The following is a 19,481-nucleotide window of genomic DNA, read 5'->3' as shown; positions in this document are numbered from 1 at the left end:
CCTTCGGGGCGCCTTTTTTATGCAAGACATTTCCTGGATACCGTGGGAGGGAGCTTGCTCGCGATGATGCCAATGCATCCGACCCACCCTCAGATGGTAAATGACGGCATCGCGAGCAAGCTCCCTCCCACAGACCAGAGCTCCCGGTTTAAGCTTTGCCCATACAACCCACCTTCGAGAGCCCTGAGATGTTAACCATCACCCCCCGCGCCGAAGACGTCGAAGGCCAGCCAATCCTGCGCCCCCTGCCCTCCGCCGGATGCCGCAGTGTCGGGCCGTTCGTGTTTTTCGATCATATGCTGGAGACCACTTACCCGGCAGGTCGCGGCATGGACGTCCGTCAGCACCCGCACATCGGGCTGTCGACGCTGACGTACCTGTTCGAGGGCCAGCTCCGGCACAAGGACAGCCTGGGCAGCGATCAGCGTGTGCGGCCAGGTGAAGTCAGCTGGATGACGGCGGGACGCGCCATCGCCCACATCGAACGCACGCCGGATGATCTGCGCGACAGTGGCTCGACACTGCATGGCCTGCAGGTCTGGCTGGCCTCACCGCAATCCATGGAACAGGGAGACGGCCATTACAGTCACCACGCCGCCAGCACCCTGCCGGTCAGTGACAGCATGGGCATCCACATTCGCCTGATTGCCGGCAGCGGGTTCTGCCTGACATCGCCGGTGCCGGTGCTCTCCTCCACCTTGTACGCCGAGCTGCAACTGCAAACCGCCACGACACTGCTCATCCCCAACGAACACGCTGAACGTGCGTTGTACGTGATCGAGGGCGAGGCGCGGCTGAACGGCGAACCGGTGCAGGCCCGGAGCCTGGTGGTGCTGACGCCTGGTGACGAGCCGACGCTGTGCGCGGACAGTGACTGTCACGCGGTGCTGATCGGCGGGACTGCGCTGGACGGGCCGCGGCGCATGAACTGGAACTTCGTGGCCAGCAACGCAGCGTTGATCGAGCAGGCACGGGCGAAGTGGGCGGCCGGCGATTGGCCGACGGTGCCGGGGGAAACGGGCAGGATTGAGCTGCCGGCCAGCCCGAAAGCCAGACCGCAACCGTTGTGAACTGGCACACCCTGGAGTAGCGAATTCATTCGCGAAACGATGTTGCAGGCGCCGAAGATGCCTCACATGCGCCGCCGTTCGCGAACAAGTTCGCTCCTACAGGGCCGTGTCCTTACTTGGCGAACACTTCATCCAGCAAGTTGTACATCGACTGGAACGCGCGGTCCGAGACTTTCTTGTTGTACATCTGCTTGCCGGGGTTGTTGGCTTCCGGGTCGGTGAACGAGTGGTACGCACCGCCGTAGCTCAACAGCTGCCAATCCACGTTTGCCGCGTTCATTTCGTCTTCGAACGCGGGTAACTGCTCTTTCGGCACCAATGGATCGGAAGCACCGTGCATCACCAGCACCGCGCCCTTGATGTTCTTCGCATCAGACGGGTTCGGGGTGTCGAGGGTGCCGTGGAACGAAACCGCTGCCTTTAATGGCGCACCGGTCCGGGCCAGTTCCAGCGAGCAGCAACCGCCGAAGCAGAAGCCGAACGTCGCCAGCTTGCCAGCGTCCACCGGCGCCTCCGTCTGCGCGGTGAGTTGATCCAGCGCCGCCTGCATCAGGGTGTTCAGGCGCTTGCGGTCATTCTTCAACGGCATCATCGCGGCCAGTGCTTCATCGGCGTTCTCCGGGCGAACGCCTTGACCATAGAGGTCGGCCAGCATGACGACATAACCCTGAGCGGCAACATTCTTTGCGATTTGCTCCGCGCCTTCGCTGGCGCCCATCCAGTTGGGGGCCATCACCAGGCCGGGACTGGACGCCGCGCCCTCGCTGAACGCCAGACGGCTTTCGTAGCTCACGCCATCGACCTGATACACCACGGAACGCACTGTAACGTTGCTCATTGCTGACTCCTGCTAATGGAAAAAACGACGAATGAAGTAAGGGGCTGTAAATGACAAAACCCGCCGAAGCGGGTCTTGCGTGCAGCGGATGTTAAACCGAGAGTTCAACCAGTAACTTGTTCAAACGGCGCACATACGCGGCCGGATCTTTCAAGCTGTCGCCTGCCGCCAGCGCGGCCTGGTCGAACAGGATGTGCGAGAGGTCGCCGAAGCGCTCTTCGCTCTGCTCGTTGTCCAGCTTGGCGATCAGCGGGTGGGCCGGGTTGAATTCGAAGATGGGCTTGGAGTCGGGCACCTTCTGACCGCTGGCCTCGAGGATCTGACGCATCTGCATGCCCAAATCCTGCTCGCCAATGGCCAGGATCGCAGGCGAATCGGTCAGGCGGTGGGAAACCCGCACTTCGCTGACGGCCTCGCCCAGCGCCGTCTTCAGGCGCTCGATCAACCCTTCCTTGTCCTTGGCGACTTCTTCCTGAGCCTTCTTGTCCTCTTCGGAATCAAGCTTGCCCAGGTCAAGGTCACCACGGGCCACGTCGACAAAACCCTTGCCGTCGAAGTCGCTGACGTAGCTCATCAGCCACTCATCGATGCGGTCGGTCAGCAGCAGCACTTCGATGCCTTTCTTGCGGAAGACTTCCAGGTGCGGGCTGTTCTTGACCTGCGCGTAGCTTTCGCCGGTGAGGTAGTAAATCTTGTCCTGACCTTCCTTGGCACGGGCCAGGTACTCGGCCAGGGAAACGCTTTGCTCGCCGTCTTCGCTGGAGGTGGACGCGAAACGCAGCAGGCCGGCGATTTTTTCCTTGTTGGCAAAATCCTCGGCCGGGCCTTCTTTCATGACCTGACCGAAGTTCTTCCAGAAGCCCTTGTATTGTTCAGGCTCGTTCTTCGCCAGTTTTTCCAGCATGTCCAGCACGCGCTTGGTCAGCGCCGACTTCATCGAATCGATGATCGGGTCTTTCTGCAGGATCTCGCGGGACACGTTCAGCGACAGGTCGTTGGAATCCACCACACCCTTGATGAAGCGCAGGTACAGGGGCAGGAACGACTCGGCCTGATCCATCACGAACACGCGCTGGACGTACAGCTTCAGGCCGCGAGGGGCTTCGCGCTGGTACAGGTCGAACGGTGCGCGGGCCGGTACGTACAGCAGCGAGTTGTATTCCAGCTTGCCTTCGACCTTGTTATGGCTCCAGCTCAGCGGGTTCTCGAAATCGTGGGCGACGTGCTTGTAGAACTCCTGGTATTCCTCGTCTTTGACTTCAGTGCGCGGACGGGTCCAGAGGGCGCTGGCACGGTTGACGGTTTCCCATTCAACGGCAGGCTCGGCCTCGCCTTCGGCAGCCGCCACTTCTTTGGGCAGCTCGATCGGCAAGGCAATGTGATCGGAGTACTTCTTGACGATGTTGCGCAGGCGATAGCCGTCGGCAAATTCGGTTTCAGCGGGCTTGAGGTGCAGCACGATCCGGGTGCCACGCTCGGCCTTCTCGACGGTGGCGATTTCGAATTCGCCCTCGCCCTTCGACGACCAGTGCACGCCTTCGCTGGCAGCGAGGCCGGCACGGCGGCTGAACACGTCCACTTTGTCAGCGACGATGAACGCCGAGTAGAAGCCCACACCAAACTGACCGATCAGGTGCGAGTCTTTCTTCTGGTCGCCGGACAGGTGCTTCATGAAGTCGGCAGTGCCGGATTTGGCGATGGTGCCCAGATGGGTCACCGCCTCTTCCCGGCTCAGGCCGATACCGTTGTCTTCAAGCGTGACGGTGTTGGCGTCCTTGTCGAAGCTCACACGGATTTTCAGTTCGGCGCCGCCTTCGAGCAGGTCCGGTGTGGACAGCGCTTCGAAGCGCAGTTTGTCCACGGCGTCAGAGGCGTTCGAGATCAATTCGCGGAGAAAAATCTCCTTGTTCGAATACAGCGAATGGATCATGAGGTGCAGCAGCTGCTTTACCTCGGTCTGGAAGCCCAGGGTTTCCTTTTGAGTTTCCACACTCATGGTCATCAAACTCCAATCAGATGGCATAAGCCGCCAGCTCAGGTCAGGCCTGCGCCGGTCAGCGGGTTGTCATCAAGGTGGGGGCTGGGTTGCGGATTTCAAGAGGGGGCAAATGCGACTGAACTGAATCTTCATGCTCAGGGTCGCCGACAGCTTCATCGCAATCCGGCCTGGCACCAAAACGTTTAACCGGCGCAGTGCCGCAAACAGCCCTTAATAAGGCTGAAAACCTTATTTATTTATAACGGAAATATGCGGAACTAAATTTATCGCGCCACGCTCGAAAGGCTCGTAGATATTCAATAAGGAGAAACACCCCATGCGTAAATCTTTAGCTATCGCCCTGATGCTTTCTGCCACCCTCGGTCTCGCTGCCTGCGATAAAAAATCCGAGGACAAACAACAAGATGCCAACAAGGCTGCACAAGAGTCCCAGGAGTCGATGCAAAAGGCTCAAGACAAAGTAAACGACGCTGCCAAGGAAAGTCAGGAAGCTGCCCAGAAGAACGCCGAAGCTGCGCAAGAGCGCGCGAAAGAGGCTAACCAGCAGGCACCGGCACCAACTAAGCCGTAAGCCCGCAAGTTTCAAAATAATAAAGCCCGCGATCAGCGGGCTTTATCAGTTTAAGGGAAAGGCATTCTCGGACGCGCTTCAGCGACCGCCCTTCCCTTCAGGCCAGCGCTTCGCTGCGCTTGCCCATCACTCGATCCACCACGAACGCCACGAACAGCGTGATCAGTGCGGGGATCAACCACGCCAGGCCTTGCTCACTGAGCGGCAACTGCGCCAACGCTGCGGGCAGGTATTCACCAAAGCCTGCACCCTTGAACGCGTCGACCATCCCGAACAGCAGCGACACCAGCATCACCGGGGCCACGATCCGGCCTTGCTCATGCCAGAAATCCTTGCAAAAGCTCAACGCCACCAGCGCGATGCACGGCGGATAGATTGCGGTTAGCACGGGAATCGAGAACTGAATCAGGTTGGTCAGCCCCAGGTTCGACACGAGCAGCGAAAACGCCGCCAGCAGGATCACCAGGGTCTTGTAGGACAGCGGCAGTACGCGGCTGAAGTACTCGGCGCAGGCGCAGGTGAGGCCTACTGCCGTGACCAGGCAGGCCAGGGAAATAAGCACTGCGAGGAAGCCGCTGCCCAGGGAGCCGAACGTGTGCTGCACGTACGCATGCAACACGGCCGCGCCATTGCTGGCCCCGGCGGCGACAGCGTGACTGCCGGACCCGAGGCGGAACAGGCTGATGTAGACCAAGGCCAGCCCGACGCCCGCGATCAAACCGGCAATGATGGCGTAACGGGTGATCAGCCGAGGTGACTCCACGCCCCGAGAACGAATGGCGTTGACAATGACGATGCCGAAAACCAGCGCCCCCAGGGTGTCCATGGTCAGGTAGCCGTTGATGAAGCCCTGGGAAAATGGCGCCGCGACGTAGGCAGGCTCGGCGGTGCCGATGTCGCCCGCTGGCAGCGCGAAGGCGGCAATCCCGAGGACTGCGAGCGCGATGATTTTCAGCGGCGCCAGGAAGCGGCCGACGGTGTCCAGCAGGCGGCCCGGGTACAGCGACACCCAGAACACCAACAGGAAATACACCAGACTGTAGAGAAACAGCGCCAGCGGGCTTTCGCCCGTGAGGGGCGCCAGCCCGACTTCAAAGGAAACGGTGGCCGTGCGCGGCGTCGCGAAGAGCGGGCCGACCGCCAGATAGGCCACGGCGGCGAGAACCCCACCGGCGACCTTGCCGATGGGGCTGCTCAACGCGTCCATGGCGCCGCCGACCTTGGCCAGGGCAATCACAGTGACCACCGGCAGACCGACCGCGGTCACCAGAAAGCCCAGGGCCGCCATCCACACATGAGGACCGGCCTGCAAGCCAACGATCGGGGGGAAGATGATGTTGCCGGCGCCCACGAACAACGCGAACGTCATGAAACCCAATGCCAGGATGTCCTGACCTTTCAACACTTTCATCGAAGAATCCACACAGCTGATCGGAATTGAGAAGAGGATTTCCCGGTGGATGCGGGAAATGCTGCCAGCCCTTTTAAGGCTGACCCGTCGCGCAACGCAGACCCTTGTGGGGTCGGCAGCGCAAAATGGCGGCTAGCCTACCCTATTTTGCGCACCTATACAGGGCGCACCGACCGATGCCTGCACGTTCGTGTCGCATTCAGAAACGTCCTACAGATGAATGCATCCAGACCGGTTGGAGCGAGGCTTGCCCGCGAAGCTGACGACGCGCCGTATCAGGCAAGACCAAGATGCTCACTTCGCGGGCAAGCCTCGCTCCAACACGACGGACATCGGGGCGCGGATCGAGAAACGCGAGTGCCAGAAACACAAAAACCACCCGAAGGTGGTTTTTGTCGATCAGGCAGATCAGACGGCAATTAAGCCTTCTTCACTTCCCAACCAGTCAGCTCAGCCAGGGCTTTGCCGATGTCTGCCAGCGAACGCACGGTTTTGACGCCTGCGTCCTGCAGCGCAGCGAATTTCTCGTCTGCAGTGCCTTTGCCGCCAGAGATGATTGCGCCCGCATGGCCCATGCGCTTGCCCGGAGGAGCAGTCACACCCGCGATGTAGGAAACAACCGGCTTGGTCACGTTTGCCTTGATGTAGGCAGCCGCTTCTTCTTCAGCCGAACCGCCGATCTCGCCGATCATCACGATCGCTTCGGTCTTCGGATCTTCCTGGAACAGCTTCAGGATGTCGATGAAGCTTGCGCCCGGGATCGGGTCACCGCCGATGCCGACGCAGGTCGACTGGCCGAAACCGGCGTCGGTGGTCTGCTTCACAGCTTCGTAAGTCAGGGTGCCGGAACGCGACACGATACCGACTTTGCCTGGCAAGTGAATGTGACCGGGCATGATGCCGATCTTGCATTCGCCCGGGGTAATGACGCCTGGGCAGTTAGGACCGATCAGGACCACACCCAACTCGTCGCACTTGACCTTGGCATCCAGCATATCCAGGGTAGGAATGCCTTCGGTGATGCAGATGATCAGCTTGATGCCGCCGAACGCTGCTTCCAGGATCGAGTCTTTGCAGAACGGAGCCGGTACGTAGATGACCGAGGCGGTGGCGCCGGTCTTTTCAACGGCTTCAGCCACCGTGTTGAACACCGGCAGGTTCAGGTGCGTGGTGCCGCCCTTGCCTGGGGTCACGCCGCCGACCATTTTAGTGCCGTAGGCAATGGCTTGCTCGGAGTGGAAGGTACCTTGCGAACCAGTGAAACCCTGGCAGATAACCTTGGTGTCTTTATTGATCAGGACGCTCATTATTTGCCCTCCGCAGCTTTGACGACTTGTTGAGCAGCGTCGGTCAGGCTGGTAGCTGCGATGATGTTCAAGCCGCTTTCTGCCAGTACTTTAGCGCCCAGGTCAGCGTTGTTGCCCTCAAGACGCACAACGACCGGGATTTTCACGCCGACTTCTTTCACCGCGCCAATGATGCCTTCGGCAATCATGTCGCAACGAACGATGCCGCCGAAGATGTTGACCAGAACGGCCGCGACATTGCTGTCGGACAGGATGATCTTGAACGCTTCGGTGACGCGTTCCTTGGTGGCGCCGCCGCCAACGTCAAGGAAGTTGGCAGGTTTGCCGCCATGCAGGTTGACGATGTCCATGGTGCCCATGGCCAGGCCAGCACCGTTGACCATGCAACCGATGTTGCCTTCCAGTGCCACGTAGTTCAGTTCGAACTTGGCAGCATGGGCTTCACGCGGGTCATCTTGCGATGGGTCGTGGAATGCCTTCAGCTTTGGCTGGCGGTACATGGCGTTGGCGTCGATGTTGATCTTGGCGTCCAGGCAATGCAGATCGCCGTCAGCCTTGATCACCAGCGGGTTCACTTCCAGCAGGGCCAGGTCGTGGTCCTGGAACAGTTTGGCCAGACCGGTGAAGATCTTGGCGAACTGAGTGACCTGCTTGCCTTCCAGACCGAGCTGAAATGCCAGGTCGCGACCCTGGAACGGCTGAGGGCCAACCAGTGGATCGATGGTGGCCTTGAGGATTTTCTCAGGCGTGTCGTGAGCGATTTTCTCGATGTCCACGCCACCTTCGGTGGACGCCATGAACACGATACGACGGCTCGAACGGTCTACGACAGCGCCCAGGTACAGCTCTTTGGCGATGTCAGTGCAGGATTCAACCAGGATCTTGGTGACTGGCTGGCCAGCCGCATCAGTCTGGTAAGTCACCAGACGCTTGCCCAGCCACTGCTGAGCGAATGCCGCTGCGTCTTCTTTGCTGCGAACCAGCTTGACGCCGCCCGCCTTGCCGCGACCACCAGCGTGAACCTGGGCTTTGACAACCCATTCAGTCCCGCCAATCTTGTCGCACGCTTCTGCGGCTGCTTCGGGAGTGTCTACCGCGTAGCCTTTGGAGACTGGCAGACCGTATTCAGCGAACAGCTGCTTACCCTGATACTCGTGAAGATTCATGCTTATTACCGTCTTCGTTAGGTACTGCGCATTCGGTGCTGCTCGTCGAAACGTGCCGCACCACCTGTGACCGCTACTCCCGGACGCCGCAAGCACCTGAGTGCCGCAAGCGTTCCGAAGGGTCGAGTCCAACGCACTTTCCGCGGTGAGCCTTGCTCGCAAGGCTCACGACGGGCTGCGCGTCGTGGTTTCTTTTTGTCTTAGCGTTTTTTCTTGTTCTGGATGTGGATGGCGCCGCCATTCACTGCCAGGGCTGCTTCGTGCAGCGCTTCGGACAACGTCGGGTGGGAGAAGACCATCATGCCGATGTCTTCGGCACTGGTGCCGAACTCCATGCCGATCGCGCCCTGCTGTACCAGTTCTGCTGCGCCTGGACCGATCACGTGAACGCCCAGAACGCGGTCGGTCTTGGCGTCGGCGATGACCTTGACGAAACCGCCGGTGTCGTTGGCAGCCATCGCACGACCACTGGCCGCGAACGGGAAGCTGCCGACGTTGACTTCAACGCCTTCGGCCTTGAGCGTCTGCTCGGTCTTGCCCACCCAGGCGATTTCCGGGTGAGTGTAGATAACCGACGGGATCAGGTCGTAGTTCATCTGGGTCTTGTGACCCTTGATGCGCTCGACAACCATGATGCCCTCTTCAGAAGCCTTGTGGGCCAGCATCAGACCACGAACCACGTCACCGATCGCGTAAACGCCCGGCACGCTGGTCTCGCACTGATCGTTGACAAAGATGAAGCCACGCTCGTCGATGTCCACGCCGCTGTCCGAAGCCAGCAGGTCGGTGGTCACCGGACGACGGCCCACGGCCACGATCACGCGGTCGAAGGTGATGTTCTGCTCGCCTTCCTTGTCGGTGTAGGTCACCACGACTTCGTCGCCATTGACCTTGGAACCAGTCACCCGAGCGCCGAGCTTGATGTCCAGGCCCTGCTTGGTGAAGGTCTTCTGCGCTTCCTTGGCCACGGCTTCGTCGGCAGCCGGGAGGAATTTCTCCAGCGCTTCCAGCACGGTGACCTTGGCGCCCAGACGGGCCCATACCGAACCCAGTTCCAGGCCGATCACGCCGGCGCCGATGACGCACAGACGCTCAGGCACGGACGGAAATTCCAGGGCGCCGGTCGAATCGACGATGGTGACCTGATTGACTGGTGCAGGTGGAATGTCGATCGGACGCGAGCCGGAGGCCAGGATCACGTGGTCGGCTTCGATGATTTCAACGGTGCCGTCAACGCCGGTCAGCTCGACTTTCTTGCCGGCCAACAGCTTGCCGTGGCCTTGCAGGGAGGTAACGCCGTTGGCCTTGAACAGGCTGGCAACGCCGCCGGTCAGGCCTTTGACGATCTGTGCCTTGCGGCCAATCATGGCGGTCACGTCCATCTTCACTTCGGAAGTGGTGATACCGTGAACCGCGAAGCCGTTCTTGGCTTCGTAGAATTTCCAGGAGCTGTCCAGCAGCGCCTTGGAAGGAATGCAACCGACGTTCAGGCAAGTACCGCCCAGGGCCAGTTTGCCCTCCTTGTCCTGATATTTCTCGATGCAGGCAGTCTTGAGACCAAGTTGCGCGGCCTTGATGGCGGCAACATAACCGCCAGGACCTGCGCCAATCACTACCACGTCGAATTTCTGGGACATAACAAAGAGTTCCTCTTTAGCTGCGAGCTTCAAGCTGCAAGCTACAAGCCGATCTGCGCTGTACTGCAGAGCCGACTCGCGACCTATTGATTAGATGTTACCTACACGCCTCAAGCTGCATGCCGCTGCGCTTCGGTCTTGAAGCGTGCGGCTTGCAGCTTGCGGCTGCTTCATCAGATGTCCAGCAACAGACGAGCCGGATCTTCCAGCAAGTTCTTGATGGTGACCAGGAAAGTTACTGCTTCCTTGCCATCGATCAAACGGTGATCGTAGGACAACGCCAGGTACATCATCGGACGGATGACCACCTGACCATTGATCGCCATCGGGCGCTGCAGGATGTTGTGCATGCCCAGGATAGCGGCCTGCGGCGGGTTGACGATCGGGGTCGACATCATCGAGCCGAAGGTGCCGCCGTTGGTGATGGTGAAGGTACCACCGGTCATTTCGTCGATGGACAGCTTGCCGTCACGGGCTTTCTTGCCGTACGTGGCAATGCCGCCTTCGATTTCGGCCAGGCTCATCTGTTCGGCGTTACGCAACACGGGCACCACCAGACCGCGGTCGCTGGAAACGGCGACGCCGACATCCGCATAACCGTGGTAGACGATGTCCGCACCGTCGATGGAAGCGTTGACGGCCGGGAAGCGCTTCAGCGCTTCGGTCGCCGCCTTGACGAAGAACGACATGAAGCCCAGACGCACGCCGTTGTGGGACTTCTCGAACAAGTCCTTGTACTTGGAGCGCAGCGCCATCACTTCGGTCATGTCGACTTCGTTGAAGGTGGTCAGCATTGCCATGTTCGACTGTGCTTCGACCAGACGACGAGCCACGGTGGCCCGCACACGGGTCATCGGCACGCGCTTCTCGACGCGGTCACCGACCGCAACGGCAGGCGCGGCTTCGGCGGCAGGCTTGGCAACTGGTGCAGCAGCAGGCGCGGATTTCTTCGCTTCTACAGCGGCAACGATGTCTTCCTTGGTGACGCGACCGTCTTTGCCGGTGCCTTTGACGCTGGCCAGGTTGATGCCGTTTTCTTCAGCCAGCTTGCGGGCAGCAGGACCGCCGATGGCATCGTCGTCGGCGGCCGAGGCAGCCGGTGCCGGCGCAGCCTGAGCAGGCGCGGCGGCAGCAGGGGCAGGGGCAGAGGCCGGTGCAGCAGCGCCAGCCGGTGCAGCCGAGGCGGTGCCGCCGGCGTCCAGGGTCGCAATCAACTCATTGGAGAGGACGGTTTCGCCTTCGCCTTTTACGATCGATGCCAACACGCCATCGGCTTCGGCCAGGACTTCGAGCACGACTTTGTCAGTCTCGATATCCACCAGAAGCTCGTCGCGCTTTACCGCTTCGCCCGGTTGCTTGTGCCATTTGGAAATGGTGCCGTCGGCAACGGATTCCGGGAAAGAGGGGGCTTTGATCTCAATAGCCATTGTTCTAAATTCCTTAATTCGGTTTCAAATGCGCGAAGGCGTTAAACAGTGAACGCGTCTTTCAGCAGTTTTTCCTGCTGTTCGGCGTGCATCGATGCGTAGCCACAAGCTGGAGCAGCAGAAGCATCACGACCGGCGTACTCGAGCACGAGGTTACGGTTGTGATTGCCGATGCTACGGCGCAAGTGATGCTGGCTGCTGTACCAGGCGCCCTGGTTCATCGGTTCTTCCTGACACCAGACCACATGGGTCAGGTTGGTGTAGGACGCGATCGCGTCCATCAGGTCGTCTTCCGGGAACGGATAGAGCTGTTCGAGACGCACGATGGCCACATCTTCACGGCCTTCGGCACGACGTTTTTCCAGCAGGTCGTAGTAAACCTTGCCGCTGCACATCACCAGGCGCGTCACTTTGGCGGCATCGAGGGTATCGATTTCCGGAATGACGGTCTGGAACGAGCCGTGAGCCAGATCTTCCAGGGTCGAGATGGCCAGCTTGTGACGCAGCAACGACTTGGGCGTGAGCACGATCAACGGTTTGCGCAGCGGACGGATCACCTGACGGCGCAGCAGATGGTAGATCTGTGCCGGGGTGGTCGGTACGCAGACCTGAATGTTGTGCTCGGCGCAGCCTTGCAGATAACGCTCGAGACGTGCGGACGAGTGCTCCGGCCCCTGCCCTTCATAACCGTGAGGCAGCAACATGGTCAGACCGCACAGACGGCCCCACTTGTGCTCGCCACTGGTGATGAACTGGTCGATGACCACCTGGGCGCCGTTGGCGAAGTCGCCGAACTGTGCTTCCCAGATGACCAGCGCGTTAGGCTGGGTAGTCGAATACCCGTACTCGAACGCCAGCACGGCTTCTTCCGACAGGAAGGAATCGTACAGATCAAAGCGCGGTTGGCCGGCATACAGGTTCTGCAGAGGGATGTAAGTGCTCGCATCCTTCTGGTTGTGCAGAACGGCATGACGGTGGGAGAACGTGCCACGGCCAACGTCCTGACCGGTCAGGCGAACCTGGTGGCCTTCGAACGCCAGGGTCGCGTACGCCATGGTTTCGGCGTAACCCCAGTTGATCGGCAGCCCGCCCTGTTGCATCTTCTGGCGGTCTTCGTAGATCTTCTGGACCTGGCGCTGAACGACGAAGCCCTCTGGCAGTTCCATCAGCTTGGCCGACAGTTCCTGCAGGGTCTTGAGGTCAAAGCTGGTGTCGTGGCGCGCTGTCCAGGCGTGGCCCAGATACGGACGCCAGTCAACGAACAGCTCTTTGTTCGGTTCCTTGACCAGGCTTTTCACCACGTGCATGCCGTTGTCGAGCGCGTTGCGGTACTCGTCAACTTTGGACTGCGCAGCGGCGGCGTCGACAATACCGGCGTTGACCAGGTATTCGGCGTACAGCTCGCGGGTGGTGCGCTGCTTGGCGATCTGCTGATACATCAGCGGCTGGGTGCCACTCGGTTCGTCGGCTTCGTTGTGCCCGCGACGACGGTAGCAGACCAGGTCGATCACTACGTCACGCTTGAACTGCATGCGGTAGTCGATGGCCAGTTGGGTCACGAACACCACGGCTTCAGGGTCATCACCATTCACATGGAGAATCGGCGCCTGAATCATCTTGGCAACGTCGGTCGCGTACTCGGTGGAGCGCGAGTCTTCCTGGTTGCTGATGGTGAAGCCGACCTGGTTGTTAATCACGATGTGAATCGTGCCGCCGGTCTTGAAGCCGCGGGTCTGCGACATCTGGAAAGTTTCCAGTACCACACCCTGGCCAGCGAAGGCCGCGTCACCGTGAAGCGAGATCGGCAAGACTTTCTCGCCGGTCAGATCGTTACGACGATCCTGACGTGCGCGCACCGACCCTTCGACCACCGGAGACACGATCTCCAGGTGAGACGGGTTGAAGGCCATCGCCAGGTGAACTTCGCCACCGGTGGTCATCACGTTGGAGGAGAAGCCCTGGTGATATTTCACGTCACCGGAACCCAGCTCGACCTTCTTCTTGCCTTCGAACTCGTCGAACAGCTCGCGCGGGTTCTTGCCGAAGGTGTTCACCAGCACGTTCAAACGACCACGGTGGGCCATGCCGATGACGATTTCCTTGGTCCCGTAGGAACCGGAGCGCTGGATCAGCTCGTCAAGCATCGGAATCAGGCTTTCGCCGCCTTCCAGACCGAAACGCTTGGTGCCCGGGTACTTGGTGCCCAGGTATTTTTCCAGGCCTTCCGCTGCAGTCACGCGCTCAAGCAGGTGGCTCTGGATTTCAGGCGAGAACGTCGGACGACCGCGCACGCTTTCGAGGCGCTGCATAAACCAGTTGCGCTGCTCGGAATCGACAATGTGCGTGAACTCGGCGCCGATGGTGCGGCAATATGTCTTCTGCAAGACATCGATAATTTCGCGTAGGCTCGCCTCCTCTTTGCCAATGAACAAGTCACCGGCACGGAAGGTTGTATCGAGATCGGCGTTGGTCAAACCGTAGTGATCGATCGACAGGTCCGCAGGCGCAGGACGCTTCCACAGGCCCAGCGGGTCGAGCTGGGCGCCCTGATGGCCGCGCATACGGAATGCCTGGATTAGTCGCAGGACTTCAACTTGCTTCTTCTCGTGTTCGCTGCTCACGCTCCCGGCAGACACCGGTTGAGCGCGGCGCTGGTTTTTACCCAGCAACACGAAATGATCGCGAATGGTCGAATGCGATACATCGGTGGCAGTGCTGCCGTCAGCTGGCAGCTTCTGAAAGTAGTTGCGCCACTCTTCTGGCACAGCGTTAGGGTCGTGCAGGTAGAGCTCATAAAGCTCTTCCACATAGGCAGCGTTACCACCGGATAGGTGGGCACTGTTCCACATGCGCTGCATCACGCTTTCTTGCATGCTTGGTCACCCTCGGTAAGGGGACACCACCGGCGACGACACCACAGCGAGCCTGAAAACAGTCCATGTGCAGCGACTGTGACAAGCCACTAAGGATCTCGCAGATAGTCCGGGTACCAGCCCGGATGCCCCTGCTGGTCGTGTTTCTTCAAAATAAGAGCCGCAGCCACACGGTTGCTGCTCAAGTTAGAACTACGGCGCCGGTTGAAGCCTGCGCCGCAGCGGTTACAGGTGAAGCGCTTACAAATGCTGCAATGCTACGGGTGCAACGAAATCAGACACCGCTCTTGAGAAGCATGTTGCGCACGTGACCGATCGCCTTCGTCGGGTTCAGGCCTTTCGGGCACACGCTTACGCAGTTCATGATGCCACGGCAACGGAACACGCTGAATGGGTCGTCCATCGAAGCCAGACGTTCCTGGGTCTTGGTGTCACGGCTGTCGGCCAGGAAACGATAGGCCTGCAGCAATGCGGCAGGACCCAGAAACTTGTCCGGGTTCCACCAGAAGGACGGGCACGACGTCGAGCAGCAAGCGCACAGGATGCACTCGTAAAGACCGTCGAGCTTTTCACGTTCTTCCGGCGATTGCAGACGTTCGATGGCCGGAGGCGGCGTATCGTTCAACAGGAACGGCTTAACCTTCTCATACTGCTTGTAGAAGATGCTCATGTCGACGACCAGGTCACGGATCACCGGCAAGCCAGGCAGCGGACGCACGATCAGCTTGTTGCCCTTGACCACAGCCGACAGCGGCGTGATGCACGCCAGCCCGTTCTTGCCGTTGATGTTCATGCCATCGGAGCCGCAGACACCTTCGCGGCACGAGCGACGGTACGAGAAGCCCTCGTCCTGCTCTTTGATCAGCGCCAGCACGTCCAGCACCATCAGGTCTTTACCGTTGGTATTGACCTGAAATTCCTGCATGAACGGCGCAGCGTCCTGATCCGGGTTGTAGCGATAAACACTGACTTGCAACATATCGGCCACCCTTAGTAAGTCCGAATCATGGGTTCGAAAGTCGGAACCGTCTTCGGCGAGAAGTTGACAGCGCGCTTGGCCACACGTTTCTCACCCGGGAAATACAAGGTGTGGCAGAGCCAGTTGATGTCGTCGCGATCTTCGAAATCTTCGCGGGCGTGAGCGCCACGGGATTCCTTGCGGTGCTCGGCAGCGATCGCCGTGGCCTCGGCCACTTCCAGCAGGTTTTGCAATTCCAGCGCTTCGATCCGGGCGGTGTTGAACGCCTGGCTCTTGTCGTTGATCTTGACGTTGGCGATACGCGCGCGCAGGTCAGCCAGCTGGGCAATACCCTTCTGCATGTATTCGCCGGTGCGGAATACGCCAAAGTAGTTCTGCATGCAGCTTTGCAGCTCTTTACGCAGGGTTGCCACGTCTTCGCCATCAGTACGTTCGTTCAGGCTGCTCAAACGAGCCAGAGCCACGTCGATGTCGGTTTCCGAGGCGCGACGGTAGTCGATGCCTTCGTTGAGGGCCTGCTCCAGGTGCAGACCGGCCGCACGACCGAAGACCACCAGATCGAGCAGCGAGTTGCCGCCAAGACGGTTGGCACCGTGAACCGATACGCACGCCACTTCACCGACCGCAAACAGGCCAGGGATAATGGTGTCCACGCCAGCGGCGTCCTGAGTGATCGCCTGACCATGAATGTTGGTGGCAACGCCGCCCATCATGTAGTGGCAGGTTGGAACGACCGGGATCGGCGCGACGGCCGGATCGACGTGAGCGAAGGTTTTCGACAGTTCCATGATGCCCGGGAGACGGCTGTGTAGCACTTCCTCACCCAGGTGATCGAGCTTGAGCATCACGTGATCGCCGTCGGGACCGCAGCCATTGCCGGCAATGATCTCTTTGACCATCGAGCGTGCTACCACGTCGCGACCGGCAAGGTCCTTGGCGTTTGGCGCATAGCGCTCCATGAAACGCTCGCCGTGCTTGTTGATCAGGTAACCGCCTTCACCACGGCAGCCTTCGGTGACCAGTACACCTGCGCCGGCAATGCCGGTCGGGTGGAACTGCCACATCTCGATGTCCTGAACCGGAACGCCTGCACGCAGCGCCATGCCAACGCCGTCGCCGGTGTTGATCAGTGCATTGGTGGTCGACGAATAGATGCGACCCGCGCCGCCGGTGGCCAATACCGTTGCGTTGGCACGGATGTAGGAGGTTTCACCGGTTTCGATGCAGATGGCAATGATGCCGACAAAGGCACCGTCCTGGTTCTTGACCAGGTCCACGGCGTAGTACTCGTTGAGGAACACGGTACCGGCTTTCAGGTTCGCCTGATAAAGGGTGTGCAGCAGCGCGTGACCGGTACGGTCGGCAGCAGCACAGGTACGTGCAGCCTGCCCGCCCTTGCCGAAGTCCTTGGACTGGCCACCGAACGGACGCTGATAGATGCGGCCCTGTTCGGTACGGGAGAATGGCAGCCCCATGTGCTCGAGCTCGAACACGGCTTCAGGGCCTACGGAACACATGTATTCGATCGCGTCCTGGTCACCGATGTAGTCGGAACCCTTGACGGTGTCGTACATGTGCCAGCGCCAGTCATCGTTTGGATCGGCAGAGGCGATGGCGCAGGTGATGCCGCCCTGGGCGGACACGGTGTGGGAACGCGTCGGGAACACCTTGGTGACGACTGCGGTCTTGTGGCCACCCTGAGCCAGCTGCAAGGCGGCGCGCATGCCTGCGCCGCCGCCGCCAATGATGATGGCGTCGAATGAAAGTGTATTAATGTTAGCCATGAATCAGATACCCCAAAGAATCTGCACACCCCAGACGAAGTACGCGAACATCGCAATGCCGCAGACTGCCTGGAACAGGAAACGCACCACTGTCGCGGACTTGCCCAGCGCCATCGGCGTCAGGTAGTCGGTCGCGATAGTCCACATGCCAACCCAGGCGTGAGCCGCCAGGGCCACAAGGGCCAACAGACTGAAGATGCGCATCGCGTTATGGGTGAAAAGCGCGTGCCACGTGGCGAAATCAAGGCCAGGGTGCGCGATCAGGTACCCGATCAGGAAAATGAAATAAGCCGCGAGCACGACGGCGGAGACGCGTTGCGCCATCCAGTCATACAGGCCCGAACGAGAAAGGTTGGTGACGTTGGTTACCATATCCACACTCCTGCCAGAACGATCACCACCACAGACACGGCGATAACGATTTGAGAGCCCAGCTTGCCGCCTTCCAGCGTCTCGCCAATGCCTGTGTCCATGATCAGGTGACGGACGCCCGCCACCAGGTGATACAGCAGTGCGGACAGAAGCGCCCAGATCACAAACTTGACCAGCGGACTGGTCAGTCCCGCTTTCACCGACGCGAAGCCTTCCTCGGAGCCCAGCGACACATCCAATGCATAGAGCATGATGGCAATGCCGACGAAGAGGATGACACCGGAGACACGGTGAAGGATGGACGTGTAAGCGGTGATAGGGAGTTTGATGGTCCTTAAGTCTAGGTTTACAGGTCGTTGGCTTTTCACGGCTTTTTTTCACACTGAAGAGCCCCTAACAATCAGGGCAAATTATTGGGAAGTGCACTGGTCAGGTACCCACCACCCAGGAAGTGACGACCCCTAGAAAATCAGGCCTGAAAGCCCCTGGCGGTCGGACGCCGAGTATAGACAGTTAGGTTACTAATGACAACGCGTCAACCCCACCCTAATGGTGGATTGCGCTGGCTCGATAAAAGGCGTAAATGGCAGGGAAATTCGCGGAAAAGCATCGCTTCGACCCTTCTGCGGCGGGACTTTAGGCAAATTGACTTTAGAATTTATCTCACTATAGTGGTGCGGGCCCTGCGTGGGGGGCCTGTCTGATGATTTGAAGCATAAATAGGAGGCCACATGGCTGACAAAAAAGCGCAGTTGATCATCGAGGGCGCAGCCCCCGTCGAGCTGCCCATTCTGACCGGCACGGTTGGTCCCGATGTAATCGACGTACGCGGCCTTACCGCCACAGGACGCTTCACATTCGACCCAGGCTTCATGTCCACCGCCTCATGCGAATCCAAGATCACCTACATCGACGGTGACAACGGCATCCTGCTGCACCGCGGCTACCCGATCGAACAGCTTGCCGAGCAATCGGACTACCTGGAAACCTGTTACCTCCTGCTCAACGGCGAACTGCCGACTGCCGAGCAGAAGGCGCAATTCGTGGTCACCGTGAAGAACCACACCATGGTGCACGAGCAGCTGAAGACCTTCTTCAACGGCTTCCGCCGCGACGCCCACCCGATGGCGGTCATGTGCGGTGTGGTTGGTGCCCTGTCGGCGTTCTACCACGACTCCCTGGACATCAATAACCCGCAGCACCGGGAAATCTCCGCGATCCGCCTGGTCGCCAAGATGCCGACTCTGGCCGCGATGGTTTACAAGTACTCCATGGGCCAGCCCATGATGTACCCCCGTAACGACCTGAGTTACGCGGAAAACTTCCTGCACATGATGTTCAACACGCCGTGCGAGATCAAACCGATCAGCCCGACGCTGGCTAAGGCCATGGACCGGATCTTCATCCTCCACGCCGACCACGAACAGAACGCCTCGACGTCCACCGTGCGCATGGCCGGCTCATCGGGCGCCAACCCGTTCGCCTGTATTGCGGCCGGCATTGCCGCGCTGTGGGGCCCCGCTCACGGCGGCGCCAACGAAGCAGTCCTGACCATGCTTGATGAAATCGGCGATGTGTCCAACATCGACACCTACATCGCCAAGGCCAAGGACAAGAACGACCCGTTCAAACTGATGGGCTTCGGTCACCGGGTTTACAAGAACCGTGACCCACGCGCCACCGTGATGAAGCAGACCTGCGATGAGGTCCTGCGCGAGCTGGGCATCACTGACGATCCGCAACTGGAACTGGCCATGCGTCTGGAAGAGATCGCATTGACCGACCCCTATTTCATAGAGCGCTCGCTGTACCCGAACGTCGACTTCTACTCGGGGATCATCCTCAAGGCGATCGGCATTCCGACCAGCATGTTCACCGTGATCTTCGCACTGGCCCGCACCGTCGGCTGGATCTCGCACTGGAAGGAAATGCTCTCCAGCCCGTACAAGATTGGCCGTCCGCGCCAGCTGTACACCGGCGAGGTTTCTCGCGACATCGTGCCATTGGCCGATCGCAAGTAAGTCAAGCGGTAACGGAAAAAGGCTGC

Annotated in this window: 15 protein-coding genes; 3 read left to right on the top strand and 12 right to left on the bottom strand. The window is 59.7% G+C overall.

Going from position 1 to position 19,481, the window contains the following annotated elements; translation table 11 throughout:
• The first annotated feature begins 188 nt into the window (after positions 1-188).
• A complete protein-coding gene (locus ABQX22_RS24210; protein ID WP_349802414.1) occupies positions 189-1,070 on the top strand; it encodes a pirin family protein in 882 nt (293 codons plus the stop codon).
• 112 nt (positions 1,071-1,182) lie between these two features.
• Here the strand turns inward: ABQX22_RS24210 and ABQX22_RS24205 are convergent, their stop codons facing one another.
• Positions 1,183-1,908 (bottom strand): dienelactone hydrolase family protein, encoded by a 726-nt coding sequence (locus tag ABQX22_RS24205; protein ID WP_349802413.1) that lies wholly within the window; start codon positions 1,906-1,908, stop codon positions 1,183-1,185.
• Between the two features lie 91 nt (positions 1,909-1,999).
• On the bottom strand, positions 2,000-3,904 hold the full coding sequence (gene htpG, locus ABQX22_RS24200) for a molecular chaperone HtpG (RefSeq protein ID WP_349802412.1): 1,905 nt from the start codon (positions 3,902-3,904) through the stop codon (positions 2,000-2,002).
• Between the two features lie 319 nt (positions 3,905-4,223).
• On the opposite strand from htpG, the gene ABQX22_RS24195 reads away from it, so the two are divergent.
• Positions 4,224-4,478 (top strand): hypothetical protein, encoded by a 255-nt coding sequence (locus ABQX22_RS24195; RefSeq protein ID WP_349802411.1) that lies wholly within the window; start codon positions 4,224-4,226, stop codon positions 4,476-4,478.
• A 97-nt stretch (positions 4,479-4,575) separates the two neighbouring features.
• On the opposite strand, the gene brnQ is transcribed toward ABQX22_RS24195, so the two are convergent.
• From brnQ to sdhC, 10 genes are all read right to left on the bottom strand, one after another.
• The gene (brnQ, locus tag ABQX22_RS24190; protein WP_349802410.1) at positions 4,576-5,889 is read right to left on the bottom strand and encodes a branched-chain amino acid transport system II carrier protein; all 1,314 of its coding nucleotides are present in this window, start codon (positions 5,887-5,889) and stop codon (positions 4,576-4,578) included.
• 419 nt (positions 5,890-6,308) lie between these two features.
• Positions 6,309-7,196, bottom strand: a complete 888-nt coding sequence (gene sucD / locus ABQX22_RS24185; RefSeq protein WP_349802409.1) for a succinate--CoA ligase subunit alpha — start codon at positions 7,194-7,196, stop codon at positions 6,309-6,311.
• Positions 7,196-8,362: an ADP-forming succinate--CoA ligase subunit beta gene (sucC, locus tag ABQX22_RS24180; RefSeq protein ID WP_349802408.1), complete on the bottom strand. Its 1,167-nt coding sequence runs from the start codon at positions 8,360-8,362 to the stop codon at positions 7,196-7,198. The genes sucD and sucC overlap by 1 nt, the downstream gene beginning before the upstream one ends.
• Before the next feature lie 200 nt (positions 8,363-8,562).
• Positions 8,563-9,999, bottom strand: coding sequence for a dihydrolipoyl dehydrogenase (lpdA, locus tag ABQX22_RS24175; protein ID WP_349802407.1), 1,437 nt, complete (start codon positions 9,997-9,999; stop codon positions 8,563-8,565).
• Positions 10,000-10,172: 173 nt separating this feature from the next.
• Entirely contained in the window at positions 10,173-11,426 is a 1,254-nt protein-coding gene (odhB, locus tag ABQX22_RS24170) for a 2-oxoglutarate dehydrogenase complex dihydrolipoyllysine-residue succinyltransferase (protein ID WP_349802406.1), read from the bottom strand.
• 41 nt (positions 11,427-11,467) lie between these two features.
• Positions 11,468-14,299, bottom strand: a complete 2,832-nt coding sequence (locus tag ABQX22_RS24165; protein WP_349802405.1) for a 2-oxoglutarate dehydrogenase E1 component — start codon at positions 14,297-14,299, stop codon at positions 11,468-11,470.
• Between the two features lie 274 nt (positions 14,300-14,573).
• The gene (locus ABQX22_RS24160; protein WP_349802404.1) at positions 14,574-15,278 is read right to left on the bottom strand and encodes a succinate dehydrogenase iron-sulfur subunit; all 705 of its coding nucleotides are present in this window, start codon (positions 15,276-15,278) and stop codon (positions 14,574-14,576) included.
• A gap of 11 nt (positions 15,279-15,289) precedes the next feature.
• Positions 15,290-17,062, bottom strand: a complete 1,773-nt coding sequence (gene sdhA, locus ABQX22_RS24155) for a succinate dehydrogenase flavoprotein subunit (protein WP_349802403.1) — start codon at positions 17,060-17,062, stop codon at positions 15,290-15,292.
• Positions 17,063-17,065: 3 nt separating this feature from the next.
• Positions 17,066-17,434 carry a succinate dehydrogenase, hydrophobic membrane anchor protein gene (gene sdhD / locus ABQX22_RS24150; protein WP_349802402.1) on the bottom strand — a complete coding sequence of 123 codons (369 nt, stop codon included), beginning with the start codon at positions 17,432-17,434 and terminating at the stop codon, positions 17,066-17,068.
• Positions 17,428-17,802, bottom strand: a complete 375-nt coding sequence (sdhC, locus tag ABQX22_RS24145; RefSeq protein ID WP_349802401.1) for a succinate dehydrogenase, cytochrome b556 subunit — start codon at positions 17,800-17,802, stop codon at positions 17,428-17,430. The genes sdhD and sdhC overlap by 7 nt, the downstream gene beginning before the upstream one ends.
• A 363-nt stretch (positions 17,803-18,165) precedes the next feature.
• On the opposite strand from sdhC, the gene gltA reads away from it, so the two are divergent.
• Positions 18,166-19,455, top strand: a complete 1,290-nt coding sequence (gene gltA, locus ABQX22_RS24140; protein WP_349802400.1) for a citrate synthase — start codon at positions 18,166-18,168, stop codon at positions 19,453-19,455.
• The last annotated feature ends 26 nt before the right edge of the window (positions 19,456-19,481 follow it).

It is taken from the genome of Xanthomonas sp. WHRI 1810A, assembly GCF_040202885.1.
Lineage (GTDB): Bacteria > Pseudomonadota > Gammaproteobacteria > Pseudomonadales > Pseudomonadaceae > Aquipseudomonas.
This window is presented reverse-complemented; position numbering and strand designations above follow the sequence as displayed.